Annotated in this window: 22 protein-coding genes; 10 read left to right on the top strand and 12 right to left on the bottom strand. The window is 65.2% G+C overall.

Annotation, left to right across the window (positions count from 1 at the left end; all coding sequences use genetic code 11):
• Nucleotides 1–208: 208 nt before the first annotated feature.
• From AMYNI_RS0140685 to AMYNI_RS0140675, 3 genes are all read right to left on the bottom strand, one after another.
• Nucleotides 209–712 carry a hypothetical protein gene (locus tag AMYNI_RS0140685; RefSeq protein ID WP_020673891.1) on the bottom strand — a complete coding sequence of 168 codons (504 nt, stop codon included), beginning with the start codon at nucleotides 710–712 and terminating at the stop codon, nucleotides 209–211.
• Between the two features lie 594 nt (nucleotides 713–1,306).
• Nucleotides 1,307–1,831: a hypothetical protein gene (locus AMYNI_RS0140680; RefSeq protein ID WP_157357711.1), complete on the bottom strand. Its 525-nt coding sequence runs from the start codon at nucleotides 1,829–1,831 to the stop codon at nucleotides 1,307–1,309.
• A 30-nt stretch (nucleotides 1,832–1,861) separates the two neighbouring features.
• The gene (locus AMYNI_RS0140675; RefSeq protein WP_020673889.1) at nucleotides 1,862–2,620 is read right to left on the bottom strand and encodes a hypothetical protein; all 759 of its coding nucleotides are present in this window, start codon (nucleotides 2,618–2,620) and stop codon (nucleotides 1,862–1,864) included.
• Between the two features lie 217 nt (nucleotides 2,621–2,837).
• Between AMYNI_RS0140675 and AMYNI_RS0140670 the strand changes: the two genes are divergently transcribed.
• A complete protein-coding gene (locus tag AMYNI_RS0140670; RefSeq protein ID WP_020673888.1) occupies nucleotides 2,838–3,395 on the top strand; it encodes a dihydrofolate reductase family protein in 558 nt (185 codons plus the stop codon).
• A gap of 235 nt (nucleotides 3,396–3,630) precedes the next feature.
• Nucleotides 3,631–4,110 carry a DNA mismatch endonuclease Vsr gene (gene vsr, locus AMYNI_RS48690; RefSeq protein WP_342667779.1) on the top strand — a complete coding sequence of 160 codons (480 nt, stop codon included), beginning with the start codon at nucleotides 3,631–3,633 and terminating at the stop codon, nucleotides 4,108–4,110.
• A gap of 14 nt (nucleotides 4,111–4,124) precedes the next feature.
• Here vsr and AMYNI_RS49710 read toward each other — a convergent pair whose 3' ends face one another.
• Together AMYNI_RS49710 and AMYNI_RS48685 are read right to left on the bottom strand one after the other, a co-directional pair.
• Nucleotides 4,125–6,185 (bottom strand): YDG/SRA domain-containing protein, encoded by a 2,061-nt coding sequence (locus tag AMYNI_RS49710; protein WP_020673887.1) that lies wholly within the window; start codon nucleotides 6,183–6,185, stop codon nucleotides 4,125–4,127.
• Between the two features lie 88 nt (nucleotides 6,186–6,273).
• Nucleotides 6,274–7,449: an NsdA family TPR-like regulatory protein gene (locus AMYNI_RS48685; protein ID WP_084628762.1), complete on the bottom strand. Its 1,176-nt coding sequence runs from the start codon at nucleotides 7,447–7,449 to the stop codon at nucleotides 6,274–6,276.
• Between the two features lie 213 nt (nucleotides 7,450–7,662).
• On the opposite strand from AMYNI_RS48685, the gene AMYNI_RS50740 reads away from it, so the two are divergent.
• Genes AMYNI_RS50740 through AMYNI_RS0140635 form a run of 3 tightly spaced genes read left to right on the top strand, consistent with a single transcriptional unit; the run spans nucleotide 7,663 to nucleotide 8,859 of the window.
• The gene (locus AMYNI_RS50740) at nucleotides 7,663–8,361 is read left to right on the top strand and encodes a hypothetical protein (protein ID WP_157357709.1); all 699 of its coding nucleotides are present in this window, start codon (nucleotides 7,663–7,665) and stop codon (nucleotides 8,359–8,361) included.
• The gene (locus AMYNI_RS0140640) at nucleotides 8,354–8,536 is read left to right on the top strand and encodes a hypothetical protein (protein WP_020673884.1); all 183 of its coding nucleotides are present in this window, start codon (nucleotides 8,354–8,356) and stop codon (nucleotides 8,534–8,536) included. Before AMYNI_RS50740 ends, AMYNI_RS0140640 begins: the two co-directional genes overlap by 8 nt.
• On the top strand, nucleotides 8,533–8,859 hold the full coding sequence (locus tag AMYNI_RS0140635; RefSeq protein ID WP_020673883.1) for a helix-turn-helix domain-containing protein: 327 nt from the start codon (nucleotides 8,533–8,535) through the stop codon (nucleotides 8,857–8,859). Before AMYNI_RS0140640 ends, AMYNI_RS0140635 begins: the two co-directional genes overlap by 4 nt.
• 119 nt (nucleotides 8,860–8,978) lie before the next feature.
• Here the strand turns inward: AMYNI_RS0140635 and AMYNI_RS0140630 are convergent, their stop codons facing one another.
• The 5 genes from AMYNI_RS0140630 to AMYNI_RS0140610 all read right to left on the bottom strand — a co-directional run bounded on the left by AMYNI_RS0140630 (nucleotide 8,979) and on the right by AMYNI_RS0140610 (nucleotide 12,839).
• The gene (locus AMYNI_RS0140630; RefSeq protein WP_020673882.1) at nucleotides 8,979–11,063 is read right to left on the bottom strand and encodes an FtsK/SpoIIIE domain-containing protein; all 2,085 of its coding nucleotides are present in this window, start codon (nucleotides 11,061–11,063) and stop codon (nucleotides 8,979–8,981) included.
• 10 nt (nucleotides 11,064–11,073) lie between these two features.
• On the bottom strand, nucleotides 11,074–11,889 hold the full coding sequence (locus tag AMYNI_RS0140625) for a hypothetical protein (protein WP_020673881.1): 816 nt from the start codon (nucleotides 11,887–11,889) through the stop codon (nucleotides 11,074–11,076).
• A complete protein-coding gene (locus tag AMYNI_RS0140620) occupies nucleotides 11,886–12,218 on the bottom strand; it encodes a hypothetical protein (RefSeq protein ID WP_020673880.1) in 333 nt (110 codons plus the stop codon). Before AMYNI_RS0140620 ends, AMYNI_RS0140625 begins: the two co-directional genes overlap by 4 nt.
• Nucleotides 12,215–12,370, bottom strand: coding sequence for a WhiB family transcriptional regulator (locus tag AMYNI_RS50845; protein WP_020673879.1), 156 nt, complete (start codon nucleotides 12,368–12,370; stop codon nucleotides 12,215–12,217). The genes AMYNI_RS0140620 and AMYNI_RS50845 overlap by 4 nt, the downstream gene beginning before the upstream one ends.
• A 187-nt stretch (nucleotides 12,371–12,557) precedes the next feature.
• Nucleotides 12,558–12,839: a helix-turn-helix domain-containing protein gene (locus AMYNI_RS0140610; protein ID WP_026361549.1), complete on the bottom strand. Its 282-nt coding sequence runs from the start codon at nucleotides 12,837–12,839 to the stop codon at nucleotides 12,558–12,560.
• A 155-nt stretch (nucleotides 12,840–12,994) separates the two neighbouring features.
• On the opposite strand from AMYNI_RS0140610, the gene AMYNI_RS0140605 reads away from it, so the two are divergent.
• Both AMYNI_RS0140605 and AMYNI_RS0140600 read left to right on the top strand, forming a co-directional pair.
• The gene (locus AMYNI_RS0140605; RefSeq protein ID WP_020673877.1) at nucleotides 12,995–13,384 is read left to right on the top strand and encodes a helix-turn-helix domain-containing protein; all 390 of its coding nucleotides are present in this window, start codon (nucleotides 12,995–12,997) and stop codon (nucleotides 13,382–13,384) included.
• Between the two features lie 182 nt (nucleotides 13,385–13,566).
• Nucleotides 13,567–14,685, top strand: a complete 1,119-nt coding sequence (locus tag AMYNI_RS0140600; protein ID WP_020673876.1) for an NsdA family TPR-like regulatory protein — start codon at nucleotides 13,567–13,569, stop codon at nucleotides 14,683–14,685.
• Here the strand turns inward: AMYNI_RS0140600 and AMYNI_RS48675 are convergent.
• Together AMYNI_RS48675 and AMYNI_RS0140595 are read right to left on the bottom strand one after the other, a co-directional pair.
• Entirely contained in the window at nucleotides 14,630–16,396 is a 1,767-nt protein-coding gene (locus AMYNI_RS48675) for an AIPR family protein (protein WP_157357707.1), read from the bottom strand. The genes AMYNI_RS0140600 and AMYNI_RS48675 overlap by 56 nt on opposite strands.
• 63 nt (nucleotides 16,397–16,459) lie before the next feature.
• Nucleotides 16,460–17,722: a site-specific integrase gene (locus AMYNI_RS0140595; protein WP_026361548.1), complete on the bottom strand. Its 1,263-nt coding sequence runs from the start codon at nucleotides 17,720–17,722 to the stop codon at nucleotides 16,460–16,462.
• 390 nt (nucleotides 17,723–18,112) lie between these two features.
• On the opposite strand from AMYNI_RS0140595, the gene AMYNI_RS0140590 reads away from it, so the two are divergent.
• Genes AMYNI_RS0140590 through AMYNI_RS0140580 form a run of 3 tightly spaced genes read left to right on the top strand, consistent with a single transcriptional unit; the run spans nucleotide 18,113 to nucleotide 19,078 of the window.
• Nucleotides 18,113–18,301 carry a hypothetical protein gene (locus tag AMYNI_RS0140590; protein ID WP_157357705.1) on the top strand — a complete coding sequence of 63 codons (189 nt, stop codon included), beginning with the start codon at nucleotides 18,113–18,115 and terminating at the stop codon, nucleotides 18,299–18,301.
• A 4-nt stretch (nucleotides 18,302–18,305) separates the two neighbouring features.
• Nucleotides 18,306–18,650, top strand: a complete 345-nt coding sequence (locus tag AMYNI_RS49920; protein ID WP_020673873.1) for a hypothetical protein — start codon at nucleotides 18,306–18,308, stop codon at nucleotides 18,648–18,650.
• Between the two features lie 5 nt (nucleotides 18,651–18,655).
• The gene (locus AMYNI_RS0140580; RefSeq protein ID WP_020673872.1) at nucleotides 18,656–19,078 is read left to right on the top strand and encodes a type II toxin-antitoxin system VapC family toxin; all 423 of its coding nucleotides are present in this window, start codon (nucleotides 18,656–18,658) and stop codon (nucleotides 19,076–19,078) included.
• Nucleotides 19,079–19,119: the final 41 nt, after the last annotated feature.

Raw genomic sequence — 19,119 nt, 5'->3', positions numbered from 1 at the left:
ACTGATCCTGCAACCTTAACTTTGGTTTAGGTCAACGCGCGCCTGTGCTGCTGTAACGAAGAGCACTTCGCGCCTCGATCGACCGCCTACCCGCCAACGAGCGGTCGGCCCAGCCGAGTGGACGGTTTCCGGGTGAGTTGTGATCGTCAACGTTTGGTGGCGACGAGCCTTCGAGCCCTCGTGGTCATGGCCTGGTGATCCGGTTTCTCTAGCGCAGCAGCGGCGCCAGGCGCTCGACGACGGCGGAGTAGTCAGGCTCGGCGGGGATTTCCGGCTGGGTGACGATGCCGCCGCACAGGGGCGTACCGGGCAGGTCGAACACGCCGAGCAGTTCCTTGCCGGGGATGGCGTACACCTTGTAGTCGTACCTGGTCCGTACCACCGGGATCGTCTCACCGCCTGAGGTCGGGCACGCGGAGATCTGCTCGTCGGACATGGTGAGGTACTCGCACACCAGCGCCGGGCGGTACGGGAAATCCGACGGGAAGCGGGTCGCGATCTGACTGGTCTGGTCGTCCATGCCGTCCTCGCCCACCCCGTACAGGAGCACACCGTCCGGCGGGTGCGCGTCCAGCTCGGAGCGGCCGTGCGGATCGTCGCCATCGACGTCGTCCGGGCAGAACGCGGCCGGGGTGTGGAAGACATCGTCGAACACCTGGAGGCCGATGACCACGACGGCAGCGGCAACGAGCACAGCAATCAGCCAGCGCATGCCCCCAGCCTGTCATGAACGGATCCCGGCGAAGGCCATGCCAGACGGCGCGCTCGACGACCGAGCCGGTGGCTCACTCCTCAGCCACGGCCGGGCTGTTCCTCTGGGGAGTCGTGGTCCGGCGCGGCGCCACCGAGAAGCGGTCGCCGAGGCGTGGCAGTTGGCACTCCACTGTGGACTCTTGCCTGCTTGACCGCGCGCGGGTTCCTGATTCCTGACCATCGGGAGGGTCGATGACCGCGCCTCGCGCTGGTGCGGATCGGGCCACAGCTGTTCCCGGCGCCTTGGCCATCGGTGGCCGTCCTGGCCTGGTGGGTTTCGCCGTGGCGGGAGGGGTCCCGGCCGAGGTGCGCATGATGGGCCGGTGTCCAATCCGTTCCAGCGAGCTTTGACCTCGGCCGGGTTCACCGTGCAGACGGTCTTGGGCCGGCCGGACCTCTGCCCGATCGGCGACTCTTGCGAGTGCTGCCGCGTTCGGGACCGGCTTCAGGTTGTCGTCAGGGGCACATCGCCGCACGGACTGCCTCGTTGCGTGAACGATCATGGCCGGAGTGACGTCCGGCAAGACAGAGCAGGTCCGGCTTCCCCTCCTGCTCAAGGTGATCGCTTGTCTTGCTCCCGTTGCCAGGCGGCGGTGATGACGTCGGCCAGTTCCTCCGCGTCTTCGGTGTTGCCGTCGAACCAGGTGGTCCGGCCGTCGGTGATCCATATCTTCCACTGGAGGTCCACGCCCGCCATCCGTTCGAGCGAGTTCGCCCGATGCCCCCGTTTGCCCACCCGGTGGATATCGCGCCATTTGATCGTCGTCGACTCTTCGTCGACGTGGAGCACGATGCCCCGCTCATGGAGTTCGACATATTCCCGCCCGGTGCCGAGGGCGCGTCCCAGCTTCGAAATCCCGGTCGACAGACAAACGGTCCCGGGACCGCCCAATAGCGGGACCAACACGAACATGGCCAGGAACCTGATGTCCTGCGCGATGAAGAGCCACCCGGTGAGCGCCACCGCGGCGGTCGTCAGCAACAACCCGGCGCCGACCGCGCTGAGGACTCGGGTCCGCCGGGCGCGGATATCGGTTTCATGGGTTCGGACCAGCGGGCCCAAGGGGTTTCCGGTCAAGGTGGTCTCCTCGGCAAGCCGTCCGGCGGTTCAGGTTCGCGGCGAGTGCTTGATGAGCTTGACGTGGGGTGCGACATCGGTGACGAGTTCGGAAAATCGGTCCCAGCCTTCGTCCAGGAAGGCCAAGCCGACCGGCGGGGCGATGCGGCGTCGAGCGTAGGGCCCCACCACGTTCGCGTCCTGCTTCCTCACCAGGCAGGCAAGGCAGTGGATGGTGCCGGGTGCGGTCACGTAGGCCATGTTGAGCTGAGCGACGGTGCCGCCGTCGGCGCCGTGGAGTTCGAGCGCGGCGCTGGCCCGGAAGCCTTTCTTGCCACATCGCGGGCACTGGGTGTTCACGTTCCCGCTCGGGCCCACGTACTCGGCGCCCTCGCACGGCATCGTGACCAGGGTCAGGCTGGTGATGTCCGCCCAGCGGAACGATCCCCCTGCCACGCCCAGATTGATGCCCCGGTCGGTGATCCGGAACAGCAGGTCGGCCTCGGTGTGCCCGAAACCTCCGATGACGAGCCCGACCGCGGCGCTGATCACGATGACGACGACCGAATACCCGAAGATCGCCCCGAGGATGCCGGCCAGGGCGGCGGCGGCAACCAAGGCGGCCGACCACAACTTCAGCTGGTGCCGCCGCCGTCCCGGCCTGCTGAACAGGACGCGCCTGCCGATCCGGGCCCGCCCGAAGCGAGCAGGCTGGGTGTTCGTAGGGGGTCCCTGCCGGACGAAGTCGCGAGGGTCCGGTCCGAAGGCCCCGTGTCCCGGGTTGTGGTCGTCCTCGGCCGATGTCGGCATGTCGCTGTCCTCCCCACCTGGTCACCACCGCAGCACGGTACGACGGCCCGTCGGGACTGGTCCCGGCGTCAGCGCGGGGTCAGCTCGCGAGGCGGTGGCGATCGACGATCGCGGCGCGTGGACTGCTCCACTGGCCGACCGATGAGTTTCGGGTCGTGCGGAGGTCAAACCCGCAGGACCGCTGGCAGCCCGCCGCGCTGGAACCCGGAGGAGAGACATGGCAAAGCTCATCTACTCGATGATCACCTCGCTCGACGGCTACGCCGAGGCGGCGGAGGGCGACCTCGGTGTCGGGGCCGACGACCAGGAGGTGCACACCTTCGTCAACGACCTCTTCCGCCCAGTCGGCACGTACCTCTACGGCCGGCGGATGTACGAGACGATGGTCTACTGGGAGACCGCGCATACCGAGCCCGACCAGCCGCCGCACATCCTGCAGTACGCCCGCGACTGGCAGGCCGCGGAGAAGATCGTGTACTCCACGACGCTGGAGTCGGTGTCCAGCGCGAAGACCAGGATCGAGCGGACCTTCGACCCGGACGCGGTGCGCAAGCTCAAGGCCGAGGCTGATCACGACCTCACCGTCGATGGCCCGAACCTCGCGGCCGAGGCGATCGCGGCCGGCCTGGTGGACGAGTACCACCTGTTCATCACCACGAGCGTGGTCGGCGGCGGCAAGCGATTCTTCCCCGACGGCGTGCGCCTCGATCTCGAACTGGTCGAGGAGCGTGCCTTCGACAGCGGGCTGATCTACGCGCGCTACCGGACCCGCTGAGCCGTGTCGGGTGGTGACGCTGCCCGCGGTTCGCCGACCTGCGACTCGCGTGCGGACGGCGTGTTCGCGGGCCGCTCCCGGCCGAGCAAGTCGAAGTCCTGGTTCCCAGTTGGCCGCGTCATCGCGCACGATGCGGGATGCACCATACCTCGAGAAGATCATGATCGTACTTGTCGTGGTGCTCTGTTATTCGTGATCAGCGGCTGAAGGCTTCAGGTAGCGGTCTCCTTAGCTGATGCGACGTTCGAGGGGGAGCATGAGTGCCTACCAGTACATCGATCCGGGACCGACGCCGAAGGCGACATCTCCTGCGACAGCGAGGGTGATGCGCAGGACCGGACGTCGGGACACGCAGCCGGAGTTGAGGTTGCGGAGAGCGCTGCACCGCAGGGGGCTGAGGTTCCTAGTCGACGCCTCCCCTCCCGGAACGAACAGACGCCGTCGCGCTGACATTCTCCTCACGGCAGCGGGCATAGCTGTGTTCGTCGACGGCTGCTTCTGGCACTCGTGCCCGGCGCACGCTCATCCGCCGAAGAACAATCGGGAGTGGTGGCGCCGCAAGCTGGAGGGAGTTGTGCGGCGCGATCGCGATACCGACGCCGAACTGGCAGCCGCGGGCTGGCTCGTCGTGCGGGTGTGGGAGCACGAGGACTTCGAAACTGCGGCGGACGGGATCGCGCGGCTGTGGCGTGAGCGTCGATCCCGATCGAGTTGAAGAATCAGGCGCGATCAGTTGCCATAGGTGAGCGCGCCGCAACAAGCCTGGATCAGGTCAGGTGTGAAGCGCACGGGAGCGTTGGCCAGTACGCGGCGCAGTTCGACGTCAGCCAGGAGGGGCGCGTAGTAGTCGGGCATCGAGTCGAGCCTGACCTCCTTCGAAGTGCCCTCCACCAGGGAACTGAGGTTAGCGGCCAAGTACTCGGTTAGGATCGGCCAGCGGATGCTGAGGACGGTCCAGAAGGCCAGCACGTCGCTTTCAACGGTGATCCCTTCCAACGTTCTCGCCGCGCGCACGACGCTGTAGGTGTTGACGAACCGCTTCATGCTCCGCGGGTTTCCATCGAGCAGCGGCGCGAACTTCTGCAGGGCGTGCTCAGTGACTTCAGCGATGGTTGGCTCGCTCATCTTCTCGACGGCCCGGGAAACCGACCTCTCCCGTTGCTGCGCGGTGGCGGCCTGAAGCGCTTCGAGGATCTCCCGCTCGCTGGTACTGCGTTCGATCTGTTCCAGAAGTTCGTTGTCTTCCTCGTCGAGCGCCTGATCAGACCCTTGAATGCCGAGCACGCGGTCGAAGTAAAGCTGCTTCGTGTCCGTACCGAGAGTGGGCATCGGGATGGTCAATTGGAAGAGCTTGTCGAGGAACAGATGACCGAGCTTGCGCCCAGGTTCATCGACTGCGCCTTGAAAGGACTGGTGAACGGTCTCATAAGCTCGTCGCAGCCAGTTCCCGTGCGCGGCGACGATGAAATACGCCGACTTGTCTGTCTTGCCCTTCCGTTCTGGAGCGTCGCGGACCAGGGTCTGCACCGCATCGAGAAGATCGACGACGTACTTCTCTCCGCAGCGGTCCAAATCGTCGAGGAAGAAGACCACCCGGCGTGGTGCACGCGCCAACAGCCAGCTGAAGTGTTGCGTGACTTCTTGCATCGGGTTGGTGTGCACTTGCTCCAGTCGCCGCGCGCCTCGTGCGGAATCCCACCACACGAAGCGGCTGATCAGCAGAACTACGAGTGCTATAGAACCGAAAAGGCTCAACACAGTGGTGAGGTTCTTGAGCTGCCCCACCCAACCAGGATTGATGAGGACCAGGCCGAGTACTGCTACCAGCAGTACAAGCCCGGTGAGCAGGTACGGCGTGCTGCCCCGGCGCGCCCGCGTCCAACTATCCGCGATCCGCAGGCCGACTCGGCTCCACCACGGCAAAGCTCGTGACACGTGCTGCCGCAACGTGACGAGCAGCGCCCACCACGGCGGGTCTACCTTGGCATGTTTCCAGGAATCGAACGGTACGACGAGGTAGTGATCCTTGAGATGATGGCCGAGAAATCGGAGCAACGTGCTTTTGCCCGACCCCCAAGGTCCGTCCACGTGAAGCAAGAAGGACAGGTTAGGCTCGTTGTGTGAGAAGCGGAGCAACCTGGCTGCGATCACCGATGCGAGGGCGTCGCGCTTGAGTAGGTCCTTATCCGCCGGCGCGTCGCTCGCCCAATGCTCCTGCTCGGCTGGTAGCCCGACGAACTCAGAATCTTCACCGTCAGCGTCTTCGTTGTCAGAAGTTTGTTGAGCAGGGACGGAAGCCGTCGCGCTACCGCTGCCTGTCGGGATCGATGCCTCGTCCTCGGTCTTGGCGAGCCGGAACCGCCAAACTGTGAACCCGTCCTTGCCATCCTCCTGCCAATGATCGATTACGCGGAACAGGCCGTCGTACCGGTAGCCGCTCTCGGGCGAGTATTTGGGGTCGCCGTTCGACCCGCGAACAACTCGGACGGGACGTCCGTCTTGCCGGCTGCGAACGAGGCCAAGGTTCCCACGGGTCAATTCCTGATCCGCTATTTGGCGCCCCGTGCCGGGGTCTCGACCTCCCTGACCGGTGTAGATGATCTCGTCGCCGTTGTCCTCGTCGTCGACATAACCGCCGGAGACCACGATGGAGTCCGCCCCGTCCTGCCCGCCTGAGATGCCGGCTTGGCCGGGGCGGTGCACCCGTGAGCGTTGGAGGGCAGGGCGGTCTGGGAAATGGCTGCCTTCAGGGTAGCCCGGTATCTCGCCGTAAAACCGCTCTTCCGCCACGGTGTTGGAGTATATTCCAGGCGTCGATGACCTGGGAATCGGCCCCGTCGGTGGAGGGTAGAGCCGTAGGGGTGCTGGGCTTGAAACACTACTTTGATGTTTTAATATACTTGATAAGTGGGCCAATTAGATTCCGTTGGCGCTTTGATCCTATGGAGATCGCTAGCTCTTTTGCGTGTTCAATATAGAGTTTCGACATGGCGAACTCGCCGGATCCTCCGAGTGCCATTGCTAGATCAATCTGGAGTGCAGTACGTGCGCGCATAAATGTGGTGTCGAGTTGACTTAGGGTCGAAGTTAGGGCATTCACTGCGTCTGGGTGTCCAAGTCTTGCCATTGCGTGCCCGCGCCACCTTGCGAGATGAGTGAAATCGAGGGCAACGTATGGGCCATCCGTATGGTATTCTTTATCGAGCAATACGGTCGACGCATGGTCGAAGGCATCTAAACTGGGTAAGCCCTGTTTGTTTGCTGCAAGTGCTTCCCCTTCTGCGGCTGCAAGCCATGCCTGCAGAAAACTATTGACTTTGCCGTTCGCTTGTTGGCGAGTTGCGGCGAGCAGTTCGACGGCAGACGATGCTTCGTGGAGGTCGAGCAGGACAAAGGCCTGTCCTGCAGCCGTGTAGGATTCGAATGCTGGATTCCCAGCGTCCCTAGCAATTAAGCGGCCGCGATCGTAGTGCTGCCATGACGTCGTTATGTCACTCATATCAAGGGCTTGCCAGCCAGCGAGAGCGCAGAGTTCGGAAAGTAAGCCAGCTAGCTGCTCGCGGATAGCTGGCGCGAGGCTGTGGGTCATAAGTCGGCTGACTTGGGTGGCCTTGGTAAGTACTTCGTCGTGCGTGACGACGGCGCCGAGTTGGCGGTCGAGACGGCGGATCGCGGTGAGTTGGTCTTGTAGTAGTGCAAGTACTGACTGATCAACGCGTGCTGACGAACGGAGCATCGCGCGGAGCTTGTCGTCGCTACTCGTGTCGATCTCTACCCCGGGCGGCGGTGAGAGCAACTCGTCGATGGACGTGCTGAAGATGTGTTCGAGTAGGCGGGCGGTCGCTGCCTGAGGGCGGCCGAGGGGTTTGCCGCCTTCGCCGCGGCCGGCGACGAGGCGTCGGAGGTGGCGGTAGCTGAGGGTGCCGGGTTCGCCGTGCTGGCGGGCGTAGGTGTTGGCGAACTCGGCGAAGCGTTCGAGGCTCTCGCGTCGGTCCCAGATTCGCTGTTCGAGCACGGTGCGCGCCGGGCGGGCGCCGGTGTCGTCGGTGGTCATGTCCTTGTCCTCCCCGTTCGCCATGTCCTCTACATGGCCAGTCGTGGCCCACGCGCGGCCTGTCGCTGAAATCATGCCGAATGTAAAGCTAATTTCAGTGTTTCACAGCTCGTCAGGGCTGGTCAGGTCGGTATTGCATGCAGAAGGGTGATCGTGGGCGTGTCGAGGCGGGGGTTCGCGGCCGGTGGGCCGTACGTGGCGTGGTACCGGTGCGTGGTCGACGGGCTCGACCACGCGGTGACCGATGAGAACTTCGCCCGCGGGGTGCATGAGAAGCAGGGCCGGTACGCGTCGGTGTGCGGGCATGTGGTGCTGATCGGGCCGGCGTTGCTGGCTCCGGGCGGCCGGTGCCCGTACTGCTGTGCGCACCTGGCCGACCTGCGAAGCATCGCCCGTCCGACGAGTCATCGCAGGAGGCGCCGGGCGGCTGTTCCGGTGTGCTCGGACTCCGATCGCGCAGTCGCCGTCGTTGCCTTCCTCGGCGGCCGGACGGCGCGAGCGGATATCAACCCCGGCGGGCGCAGGCGGCCCACTTGCGCCCGCCGGGGCCATCTCGACCGGAGAAGTCCGGTGAGCGCCCGGTTGATCATCGCGCGGCCACTGCGCGGCACGGTTGGCGAGGCTCGCAGGGTGGCGCACCTGTTCCCAGTCGGACCTGGGCCGGTGGCCGAGCATCTGAGGGCGACCTGCGGCGCCGAGTTCGATATCAACGAGCTGGAGACCCTCGGATCGATCGCGGGGATGCCGTGCGAGCCCTGCCTGCGTAACGTGCCAGCACCGGAACCGCTGGCGATCGAATCGGCTGCGACGGTGCCGCTGGTGACCGTTGAGGAGCTGGTTGCCGCGATGGAGGAGCTGACCAGGGCTCTCAAAGCTCTGTTGTCGCGGCAGTCGGGATCGCGCGATGAGTGACGCCGAGTTGCTGCAGGAGGTCTGGCTCACCAAGGTCCGGCTCGCGCACCTGGAGACGGACTTCCTCTACCCGCACGAGCAGCAGGCCACCAGGCTCCGGAGCCTCGGCGAGCAGCTCCAAGAGCTCGGGCAACGGCTGATTGAGCGTGCTGGGGAGATGGAGCGGGACACGTGAGCGAACGCCCGTTCTACGTTTCGCTGGGCGGCGAGCTTCGGTTGTGGCGTGGCGTCGCGAACCTGCGGCAACTGGAGCTGGTCCGAGCGGTCGGCACCATGTCGCACTCGGCGTACTGCCGCTACGAGACCGGTGCGCGGCCGCTTGCCGTGCACCGGCTCATGGAGATCTGCGTGGGGCTGGACGTGGACCCCGGCTTCGTGCTGCATCGCGCCTACCGCCACTACGTCGAGTTCCATCAACCGCCGGACAGCCGCCCGGCACGCCTGCCGGGCGGTGACCTCGATCCGATGGCTCCCTGGCCGCTCGGCGAGCCCATGTGACGAGTTCGCGCTAACCCGTCACGACCGTCACGTGAACTGTTTCCGCTGGTCAGCGCGCCGCGAACCCGTCACGTCGGCCGAGCGAGCGTGACGGGTCCGCGGGACAGGTTGTGACGGGTTCAGGATCTCCCTTCAGCCACTTCGCGCACCGCCGCGCGGATGTCGGCGACGAGATAGCCGCGGACTTGCCGAGTGGTGCCGTCCTCGGCGGTGAGCCTGCCGCGCTCGGACCGGCAGCCGAGCGCACCCATCTGCCGCCCGAACGCGGTCGGCTCAACATCGAGTGCTTCGACCAGTTCGGCCGTGGGCACGAACTCGCGGCCGTCGTCGCCGAGGTACTCCACAACGGACGCCAGCGGTTCCGGCAGTTCGACCGCCTCGGTGACCTCGGCCGGGCCGGTGCCGATCGCCTTCGCCACGGCGGCATGGTCAAGTACCGGAGCCGTGTCCTGCCCGGCCGCATGTCCGGTCAACGTGCCCTCGGCCTCCCGGAGCGCCCGCCCTTGCTGGCAGATGGTCTGCCAGTCCTCATTGGGCATGTAGTACGTGCGAACCGTCGTGGCCAGCGCGTCATGGGTCTCGCCGTCCGGCCGCAGGATGCCGACGCCCTTGTGCGAAGGCAGCAGGCGGCTGGAGTCGAAACCGCGGGTGTTCATCTGCTCGCCGAGCACGATGTTGCTGTCACGCCAGTCCATCACTCGCAGTGCGAACCGTGAGCCAAGGACTGCGCGCAGGCCGGAGGGGATGGTTTTCGAGTCCGGCCGCTGGGTGGCGAGAACGAGCACGATGCCGGCGGCCGGTCCCTTCTTCGCCAACCAGGTGAGCAACTCGCCGATGTACTCGCCCACGGTGAGCTTCTTTCCTTGTACAGCAACGGGTGTGCGGTCTTCGAGCGGTACCTGTACCTCGTCGACGAAGATCGCGGTAATGGGCATGTTCAGCGACCGGTCCCGCGACATGTCCGGCGTGACCTTCGACTCCGGACAGGTCAGGTCGTCGAGGTCCCGCATCCGCCGGTAGCGGCCCTGCACTTCGCCGACCAGCTCGACCAGCCAATCCTTGAGCGTCAGCACGTGGTCGGTTTCGTCGCCGGACATGAACCGGTGGGCGACCTGCTCGGCCGCGTCCCAGTCCTTACCCGCCTTGAAGTCCGCCACGTACAGGCGAACGTGAGCGTCCAGGATCAGACCCGCGGCGGCCAACCGTGCGGCGAAAGTCTTGCCCTGCCTCGGAATCGCACCGACGAGCAACGACGTCCACACCAGCGGCAGGTCGATCCGGCGGTCGCGGGCGTCACGGCCGAACGGCACCGGCCGCCACGCATCCCACCGGCTCACCCCGAGCAGAGGTGTCCGAACCGGTGGTGAGGCGTACGGGTCCTCGTCGGCCACCCACATCGACACCCGGCCGGCGTGACCGCCGTTGCCGCGCACCCGCTCCACGATCAACTGAAGCTCGTCGACTGCCAGAGCTGAGGCGAGCGCCTCGCGGTTCTTCACCACGTCGGCCGCCTTGCGAGTGGCCGGGAGATCGACAGTGACCGCCCACCCGTCACCGACCCGAGTCGCGCGTTCGACCAGCCGGAGTGCCTCGTCCTTGCCGATCAGCTTCGCGTCCCGGAAGGCATCGACCAAGATCTGCGGGTCCATGGTCCAGGTGAGTGTGCGCGGCCCGGCCAGTGCGGGCTTGCGGCCCGGGCTGCCGTCCTTGCGCCTGCCGAGCAAGGCCAGCGCCAGCGACACCACGCCCCCCGCGATCCAGAGTGGACGGTAGCCGTAGACCAGCACGGCCAGTCCACCCACGACGGTGGTAGCTCCGATGACGGCACCGGTGACGCGCCAGCGGAACAAGGTCAGCTCACGAATCTCACTGAACTTGTCCGCCAGCTTCTCCGACTGCTCGGCCGCCTCGCGGTAGTCGCGCACTTTCACCCAACCGCGCCACCATCGCACCGCCGTCACGAGCCCGCGCACCACCGCACGGAGGTACCGCCACGGAGAGCGCAGCACCGCGACCGCGGCATCCTTGACGAGCTGCCACGCCTGCGCACGACTCTTCAGCGAGACCGGCACACGTGGCGAGTACAGCCACCACCGCGCGAACCGTAGCCTCCAGCTCCGCGGACGCGGTTGCGGCAACGTGTCGTCGACGAGTTCACCATCGAGGATCGGCTCGGCCTTCTCGACCTCACGTGAACCGGTCATTGCGGACGCATCACCGTTCACGGGACTGTTCACGACCATCCCTCCTCTCGGCGACCTCGGCCGCGAGAGCGGCGGCCAGCCGGGGCGACAACCCGCGCGAACACGTCGTCACCTTGCGAACCCATGCCGGTGTGATCACCACGCCCGGGGTCCATGCCTCTCGTGCCTCTGCGAGATAGTCACCGAACAGCTTGCGGCCACTGCGCTTCCGGCGAGTGCGCCCGGCTGTGTTCGGCACGCGCCGAGCTGCGTCCGTGAACGCCACGGTGACCGCTTCGGTGAGCTTGTCCCGGAGATCCGTGATCGCCTCGGCGGCCGCGAACACGATCAGCGGCGGTATCGAGTGCAGCACGATCCCGGACAGCGAGCCGGCCGCGTAGGACGCCCAGGTGTTCATCACGTACGTGGCGGCCAGGGCGAGCCACTTCGCCGCGCGCACCCATCCGCCGGTCCGGACCTGGTATCGAGCGGTCACCTGCTCGGCCCGCAGGATCGCCAGCAGCACCAGCGACACCGTGGGGTCCAGCAACCAGGCCGCCAGCCACGGCAGCGACCAGGCCGGCGAGCCCGCGGCCGCGAACCACTGGACGTTGCTCATGGTGAAAGCCAGCCCGAGCACGATGCCCGTCCAGCACAGCCGGTCCACTTGCGTCCGGACCCGCTCCACCCGCAACGCCACCACATCCGGGTGAGTCGCGTACCTGCGGACCTCGGCGGCCTCGGCCGCATCCTGCGCCAGCCGTTGCCCTCGGCTCAACGGGACGTGCCGCGCGTCGGCGGAGGCGGGCGGCCGCCCGAAAGCGGCCGCCCCTTTCCTGCCGGTCATCGCCGATCACCCCGGCGACTCGTGGTGTCCATCGAGGTCACCGTGAGCGTGCGGGTGAGCACGTGCGCGGCGAGCAGATCCGGCAGCGCCAGCGCCACGACGAGCAGCGTCGTGTTGCTGGTCGCGTACGTGATCACCAGCCACTGCGCACCGACGATCGCCGCCGCGGTGAACAGCACCCGCCCGGCCAGCGAAACCACTCGCGAACTCGTCCGGGCGACTTCGGCCGCGCGGCGAGCCCGCCGGGAGCCCGACCGCCACACCATCACCAGCGTCAGCAGCACGCCGAGCCCGGCGAGCACCTGCGTGGGCGTGAGATCCACCGTCATGGCCGCTCACCACCCCGGTGCCGCAACCACGCCCGGTGCACTTCGCGCCGGTCGGCGTCCGGCAGAGCGCCCCACACGCCGACGGTGTTCGCGCCAGTCGTGCGTAGCTCCAGTTCCAGGCATTCATCGATGACCGGGCAGCCGGCGCACATCCGCGCGGCCAGTTCGCGGTCGGGCGTGTGTCCTCACCGGTCAGCTCCGGGATGTCGGCCCGATCGAACGCCCAGAAGCACAAGCCGCCCCTGGTGACCACCTCGGCCAGCACGTCGTCGGGCACGTCCGCGAACCGGTCGAGCCGGGCCGCGATCTCCTCGTGATTCACCACGGCCTCCTCGTGATTCACCACGGCGCACCTCCGCTCACCCGAGCGACCTCGCGGGCGGTGCGCCAGTCGGCGACCATCCGCGCCGGATCGACACAGCCGCCCGACTCGGCGGCCTCGCTGATCAGCCGGTCCAAGGCGGCGGCGGGTACGACGTAGCGGGTGCGGACCCGGACTGCGGGAAAGGCTCCTTCCCTGATGGCGCGGTAGAGGGTGGACGGGTCGACGCGGACTATCCGCGCCGCCTCTTTGACTGTGTAGAAGGCCGGCGAACCGGCATTGGGCATAGAAGTACTCATGGAAGATTCCTAAGATTATTTCAGCGTGAATTACTCACCGATATCAGCGCACGACGGTGCGCGAATGGTCCGAATGCGCGACGCTGCCGGGTGGTGGCCGCGCGGAATGCCGTGAAACGCTAATGTCAGCGCTGAGGCGGAGCACGGAGGAATAGGTGTCGGAGAATTGGTCGGCGGTCGCGGGCGCCATCAACGAGCGCGTTAACGAGCTCGGCTGGCGGCAACGCGAACTCGCGGAGCGGTCGCAGGTCTCGCAGGCGATCGTGCGTGAACTCCAGCAGAACCGGGTGCACCGCCGCCGCAGCGCGCGCACGCTCGAGGCGCTCTCGCTCGCGCTCGGCTGGCACCCGCAGCACCTGCTCGCCCTGCTCAGCGACCGCAAGCCGCCTGCGGTCGGCCAGCCGCGGGAAGACATGGACGATGCCGTGTCCGCCCGCCTGGCCGCGATCGAAGACCGTCTCGCCGTGATCACCGAGCAGCTCGCCGGCCTGAGCGCGGACGTCGCCAGCCTGATCGAGTCCAACGGCCATCGAGGGCCGCGGTAGGTCTCGCATGTCCGGCCATTCACGCTGCTGCCGCAACGTGACTGCCGGGCGTTCGCTGTTTCCGTTCATGGCTTCAGCAAACGGCAGCGAGGCACCTTTTCGCAGGTGGCTCCGGTTAACCGCGAAACCATTAACTGCTATTAACCGCGCAGGTCAGACCAGTTATCCGGGGGGATCAGCTGATGACCGAGACCAAGCTTCAAGGCGTCCGCAAACAGCTCGGCTACAAGGCCGACGCGGTGATCACGATGCTGCTCCGCCGGGCCGACATGCTCGGCTTGGCCGTCATGTCGCCGGTGAGCCTCAAGACCAAGCTGTCCCGCTGGGAGAACGGGCACGAGGAGGTCAGCCAGCCCTACCGGCGGCTCTTCCGCGACATCTACGGCCGGACCAACGACGAACTCGGGTTCCCGCCTGACGACGACAACAACGAAGCTGAAGAGCTGCTCTCACGGCTGGCACTGGCCCGCTCGGTCGACTCTGAGATGGTCGAGGTGTTCCGGCGGCAGGTCGACGACGCCCGGCACGTCGACCGGCGCCTCGGCGGGGTAGTGGTCCTGGACCAGCTCCGCAGCAACATCAAGCAGATTCGCGGGCTACTCAGCTTCAGCACCGTCGCCGGCCAGCGCGAGGCGCTCGCCGGCGTCCTCACCGAGGCGTCCGCGCTCGCTGGTTGGGAAGCACTCGACCGCAACGCCATCCGTCAGGCATGGGAGCACCACGAGACCGCCAAGACCGCCGCCCGTGAAGCAGGCTCACCGCTGCTGTTCGCGCACTCGCTCGCCCAGCAGGCGTTCATCCTGGTCGACCTCGGCGAAACCGGCCCGGCCGTCGAGCAGCTCGCCGAGGCCCGCACCATCGCCAAGCACACGGCGCCGCCGCTGCTGCGTTCCTGGCTGGCCGCCGCCCACGGCGAAGGACTCGCCGCCGCCGGTCACCGCAGCGAGGCACTCCGCGCGTTCGACTCCGCCGACGGACTCCTCCCCGCTGACCCGGAAGATCCCGCACTCCCGTTTCTCTTCCTCGGCGGCGCCCACCTCGACCGCTGGCGCGGCCACGCGCTCAGCAAGCTCGGCGAACCCGACGCCATCGACCAACTCAGCCATGCCCTACCGCGCCTGCCCGCGGACTTCATCCGCGCCAAGACCGGGATGCTCGTCGACCTCGCCTACGCCCACGCCGCTTCCGGCGACCGCGATGAGGCTCTCGCTCAGGCCCGGCAGGCTCGCCGCCTCGCCGGCCAGATCAAGTCCGACCGGCAACTACGCCGAAAAGAACCTTGTCAGCGAGGTAGAGTGTAAAAGGCTGCCTCTTGGTAGCTTCAGCCGGAGTGGTGGAATGCATCTTGGTGAACTCGTCAAGCCCTTCTTTGACAATTGCTGCCGCTGATTCGATTTCGAAATCCGAGAAGTCTGCTTCTCTTTTTGTTAGTGGCAACAGTTGTGTCCAGTGTTGCGGTATGGAGTTCAATGCCTTGACAACGGTCGCATATGCAATCACGGGAGAAAGGTATCGGCGCTCAGGATAGCGCATTTGGGAAGTGGCTGATCGAAGGTGAGAGTCCACGGCGCGAAGTACGGATGCAGTCCAGTAGAAAATCTCAAGGTCTGCAGTTGCATCAAAGGCCTGTCTGTAGCGTGCATCCTCTGCAAGAAGCGAGTTGGGCTTTCCTCGTGCCACTTCGGGTCTTCCGTATGCAAGGGCATACATTGCCTGTCCCAAGTAAGAGATACTTACGATTCGCGCTGGGTCTTTCCCGATATTTCTATAGTAGCCTTTCCTGCGATCGTAGAAGAGTCCCTTGGATTCGAAGTACTTTTCTATTTGTCTTTGGATCTTGTCGGTTGCTCGAAGTGATGCTTCGGGTACCGGAGTTTGCCTGTTTGTTGCGCGAATTATGCTATCGCGTACCGAATTCTCGTCGGCCACAATTATCCTGACGAGGATCTTTCGTTTGGCAAGTTCTGCGGTTGGTTCCTCGGCGCCCACCGATTCGCTCGTTTGCTTGAACCATCGGGCAATGGTATGAGAGGTCTGAAGACCATTTACAATTTGAATATTGTTGAGGGCGAATCGCTTTCCTACGCTATGTGCGCCGTCGCATAGGATAGTTACACCATTATTGAGCCACCAGAATTCGGGACTCATGGGATCATTTAAGGTGGCCATGATCTCCTTGTTTACGGCGACTTGCCCCTCGTAATCGCGAACATTGGCGTCGAACAAATGGCGACGTATGGAATAATCTTTCTCGCAAATTAGTCTGATGTAGTTGTCTAGCGGTGCCAATGCGACGTAGGACTCGCCGCTGGTCAGGATTTCGTCACAGTGTAGCTCGATCGTCTCCGGGGATCGTGTGTCATAAATTTTCCAGAGTTCATCCGCCCCAATGAATTCAACCTTGATGTCGGCCATTGGAAGAAGCTCACGCAAGTCTTCTTTCAGGCGGCCGGCTCTGCCGTGAACGTTTGAGTCTATGTGGCGTGTTACTCCTTGTGAGGCAATCGAAATGTGAACTGATATTCGTGGCCGTCGGACTAAGAGGTTCTTCAGTGCAGTGCGAAATATTTGGAGTTGCTCCCGGACTTCCTCGCGCACTTCTTCGTGCAATTCGTCTAGATCTCGACTTATGTCCAGGGCGCGAGGTAGCAGTGAATGCAGTTTTGTTATTTCACTTTGAGGAAAGGATGTATTGTTCTTGGACTGAATTACCTTGAGTTCGAGAGTTAATCCTTCGGGGTACTCGCGAGCCGTGTCGGCGTTTTCGATTATTGCGGAGTCTGCTTCGATAATTGAACCTTCGAGCAATGTATAAATTGCGTCAGCTCCGCCATCATTCTCGCCGTCAACAACGCCTAGCTCTATCTCGTTGAGTGTGAGGTCGTTATCTTTTAACAGCAGCCAAGCGGTAAACAACTCCCATGCGTCGTTTGGCGAGCTCAGGGGAACGTTTGCTATTTTCCATTGCTCGAATATAGTCTTGATCAGGGTCTGAGTGCCAGTAGACGGCAAAGTGGCCTCCGCTGCTTTCTCCTCGGCGCTTTGGACTGAGGGTCGGTCCGGCGGGGCGTCTTGTTACAGGTGGTGGTTTCGTTTCGGCATCCGCGACCCGAGGATCTCGGCGGCTTTGCGGTCGGTGGCGGCTACCCAGGCGGCGTAGACGCGGAGGGTGGTAGCGCCGCCTCCGCCGTGGCCGAGGCGGCCGGCGACGGTGCGGAGGTCGATTCCGGCGGAGAGCAGCTCGGTGGCGCTGTAGTGCCGCAGGGCGTGCAGGTGGGTGTCGATGCTCAGGCGGGTGGCCATGTCCTTGTATCGCTGGGTGACGGCGTTGGGGGAGTAGGGCTCGGAGTGGTCGGGGGTCTTGCTGCCGGAGAAGACGAACAGGTCGTTTGAGAACTTGACGCCCAGGTCTTTGACTCGCTGCTGGACGCGGGCGCGCTGCTCCTTGAGCAGGACGACGGTTTCGGAGTCGAGTGCGATGCGGCGGTTCTGGTGGGTCTTGGTGTCCTTCTCCTTGCCGCCGACCCAGTTGCGACGGAGGTCGATGATCTCGCCGTCAAGGTCGAGGCGAGAGAAGCGGAGGCCGACGAGTTCGCCGCGGCGAACGCCGGTTGTCATGGCGAGCCAGACGAGAGTGCCCCAGTCGTCGTCCATCCGGAAAGCCTCCTCGACCAGGCGTGCGGCCTCGGCTGGGGACGGGGGATCGGGCTCCGGAGGCTTCTGCTTCGGTCGGCGGGCTACTCGGGCGGGGTTGCTGGCGATCCAGCCCCAGCGCTCGGCAGCGCCGAGCGTGCCGCTCAGGATGGCGTGTAACTGGCGAACGGTAGAAGCGGCCATGGGGCGGCATTTGTGCGCCTTGCAGTCCGAATCCTTGCAGTCGTGGTCCGCCTCAACCGATTTGTGCTTCTCGATGAAGGGCTTGTCGTCGCAGCGGATTCGGCAGCGGCGGAGTTCGGTGTAGAAGCTTTCCAGGACTCGCGCGTCGATCTTCTTCGCCGGTTCGGCGCCGAGGGCGGGCTTGATGGTGCGGTCTATGTAGCCCTGGTACGTCTTGCGGGTGCTGTCTTCCAGTTCGGTGACGCGCATCCACTCGTCGAGCGCATAGGAGAGCGTGACGGACGAACTGGGGGAGCGCTGCTGGTCGACCTGGGTAAGCAGCTTGTTCAGGGTCTTCTGAGCGCGCCTCTGTGCAGGCTTGTCGGTGCCGTCGATCTTCTCGCGCAGGTAGGTGCGTTTGCCGGTGACGGGGTCCAGGCCGGCGTAGACGACCACACGGAGCGTGTTGCCGCGTTCCTCGATGCGGCCGCGCTGCCGATTCTCTGCGCGCGCAGCAGTCATGGCCGTGGGTGTACTCGCACCCACGGCCGCACCCAATGATCAACAGGGTTGATCACTCTTCGGTTGTAACGCCTGGTCAGGCGCTGTGCCCCCGGTGCGACTCGAACGCACACTGGACGGATTTTGAGGGGATTCACCTAACTATGCGTGACCAGCGAAAACAACTCCGCCACCGTGAGTAAGGCCGCGCATAGGCCGAGCACTGGCTCCCCGGACGGGCCGTCCTAGACCTTGACCGGGTCGACCCGAACGCACCGGGACCTGGCCACGACCTGACCGTGCATCGCCACGCTTTCGCCACGTTTTTGCCACACCTGGCCCGTATGAATTCGAGCGGGCACGACCGTCGTGCTCTTCCTGGTCGTCAGGATTGTGTGGAAGAGGGACCCGATGCGGGACTGGCTTGTCGCGGCGGTCGTTGGGTACGCGCTGCTGCTGGTGGCGTTCGTCGTCGTGGTCGCGGTACTCGATCGCGACCAGGGCCGGGCTGACCGCGCCGTGCGCGTGCTGCGCCTGCTCCTGATCGGCACGATGCCGGCAGGCGCGTTGATCAAGCTGCACGATGCTGGGCTGTTGTGACCAGGTGACCTCGGATCGACGCGCGGACCTGGATCGCCCAGCGAGACGGCGGGCCCGTGAGATACTGGCCCTGCCGCCCGCCGACCTGGAGGTGCTCGTGATGACGACCGGCCCTGCGGACCATCCTGCCGCCGGCCCGTCCGCGCCGCTGGACGGGCCGGAACTCGTGCAGCACCGGCAGCCGCGGTCGAGTCCGCGTGAGCTGCTGGACAACCTGCTCAGCAGCAAGAACGTGCAGCCGATCCGGTCGGTGGACGACCTGGCCTGCGAGGGCATCTTCGACACCGAAGACGAGGTCGACGAGTTCATCACGTTCACCTACGCCCAGCGCCAGACGGGCACCGCCTGAGTGCCGTGCCGTCGCCGATCGTGCTGGACACCGACGTCGTGTCCAAACTCCTCAAGCGCCAGCTGCCGCCCTCGCTCGGGACGAAACTGACCGGTCGGCAGTTCCTGATTACCTTCGTCACCCTGGGCGAGCTGACCAAATGGGCCGAGATCTACGGCTGGGGACCAGCCCGGCGAGCACGCCTGGACGACTGGCTCGACAACGCGGCCGTGGTGCCCTACCACGAGAACGTGGCCCACACCTGGGGGCTGATCTCCGCTCATGCGCACCGCCGCGGGCAGCGCAGCGACGGCAACGACTCCTGGATCGCCGCGAGCTGCCTCGCCTACGGCCTGCCGCTGGCGACGCTGAACGTGAAGCACTACGGCACCTTCGCCACCCACGAACGGCTCGAACTCCTCACCAGCGACGACGCTCCCCCTAGCTGACCGCGCGCTGGCCGCTGCTGGAGCTCCAGCAGCGGCCAGCA

This window comes from Amycolatopsis nigrescens CSC17Ta-90 (assembly GCF_000384315.1).
GTDB lineage: Bacteria > Actinomycetota > Actinomycetes > Mycobacteriales > Pseudonocardiaceae > Amycolatopsis > Amycolatopsis nigrescens.
This window is presented reverse-complemented; position numbering and strand designations above follow the sequence as displayed.

Coding starts and splice junctions, on each gene's coding strand:
- AMYNI_RS0140685 (WP_020673891.1), bottom strand. CDS start 712: ATGCGCTGGCTGATTGCTGTGCTCGTTGCCGCTGCCGTCGTGGTCATC.
- AMYNI_RS0140675 (WP_020673889.1), bottom strand. CDS start 2,620: ATGCCGACATCGGCCGAGGACGACCACAACCCGGGACACGGGGCCTTC.
- AMYNI_RS0140670 (WP_020673888.1), top strand. CDS start 2,838: ATGGCAAAGCTCATCTACTCGATGATCACCTCGCTCGACGGCTACGCC.
- vsr (WP_342667779.1), top strand. CDS start 3,631: ATGCGACGTTCGAGGGGGAGCATGAGTGCCTACCAGTACATCGATCCG.
- AMYNI_RS48685 (WP_084628762.1), bottom strand. CDS start 7,449: ATGACCACCGACGACACCGGCGCCCGCCCGGCGCGCACCGTGCTCGAA.
- AMYNI_RS0140640 (WP_020673884.1), top strand. CDS start 8,354: ATGAGTGACGCCGAGTTGCTGCAGGAGGTCTGGCTCACCAAGGTCCGG.
- AMYNI_RS0140630 (WP_020673882.1), bottom strand. CDS start 11,063: ATGACCGGTTCACGTGAGGTCGAGAAGGCCGAGCCGATCCTCGATGGT.
- AMYNI_RS0140625 (WP_020673881.1), bottom strand. CDS start 11,889: ATGACCGGCAGGAAAGGGGCGGCCGCTTTCGGGCGGCCGCCCGCCTCC.
- AMYNI_RS0140620 (WP_020673880.1), bottom strand. CDS start 12,218: ATGACGGTGGATCTCACGCCCACGCAGGTGCTCGCCGGGCTCGGCGTG.
- AMYNI_RS50845 (WP_020673879.1), bottom strand. CDS start 12,370: ATGTGCGCCGGCTGCCCGGTCATCGATGAATGCCTGGAACTGGAGCTA.
- AMYNI_RS0140610 (WP_026361549.1), bottom strand. CDS start 12,839: ATGAGTACTTCTATGCCCAATGCCGGTTCGCCGGCCTTCTACACAGTC.
- AMYNI_RS0140600 (WP_020673876.1), top strand. CDS start 13,567: ATGACCGAGACCAAGCTTCAAGGCGTCCGCAAACAGCTCGGCTACAAG.
- AMYNI_RS0140595 (WP_026361548.1), bottom strand. CDS start 17,722: ATGACTGCTGCGCGCGCAGAGAATCGGCAGCGCGGCCGCATCGAGGAA.
- AMYNI_RS0140590 (WP_157357705.1), top strand. CDS start 18,113: ATGCGGGACTGGCTTGTCGCGGCGGTCGTTGGGTACGCGCTGCTGCTG.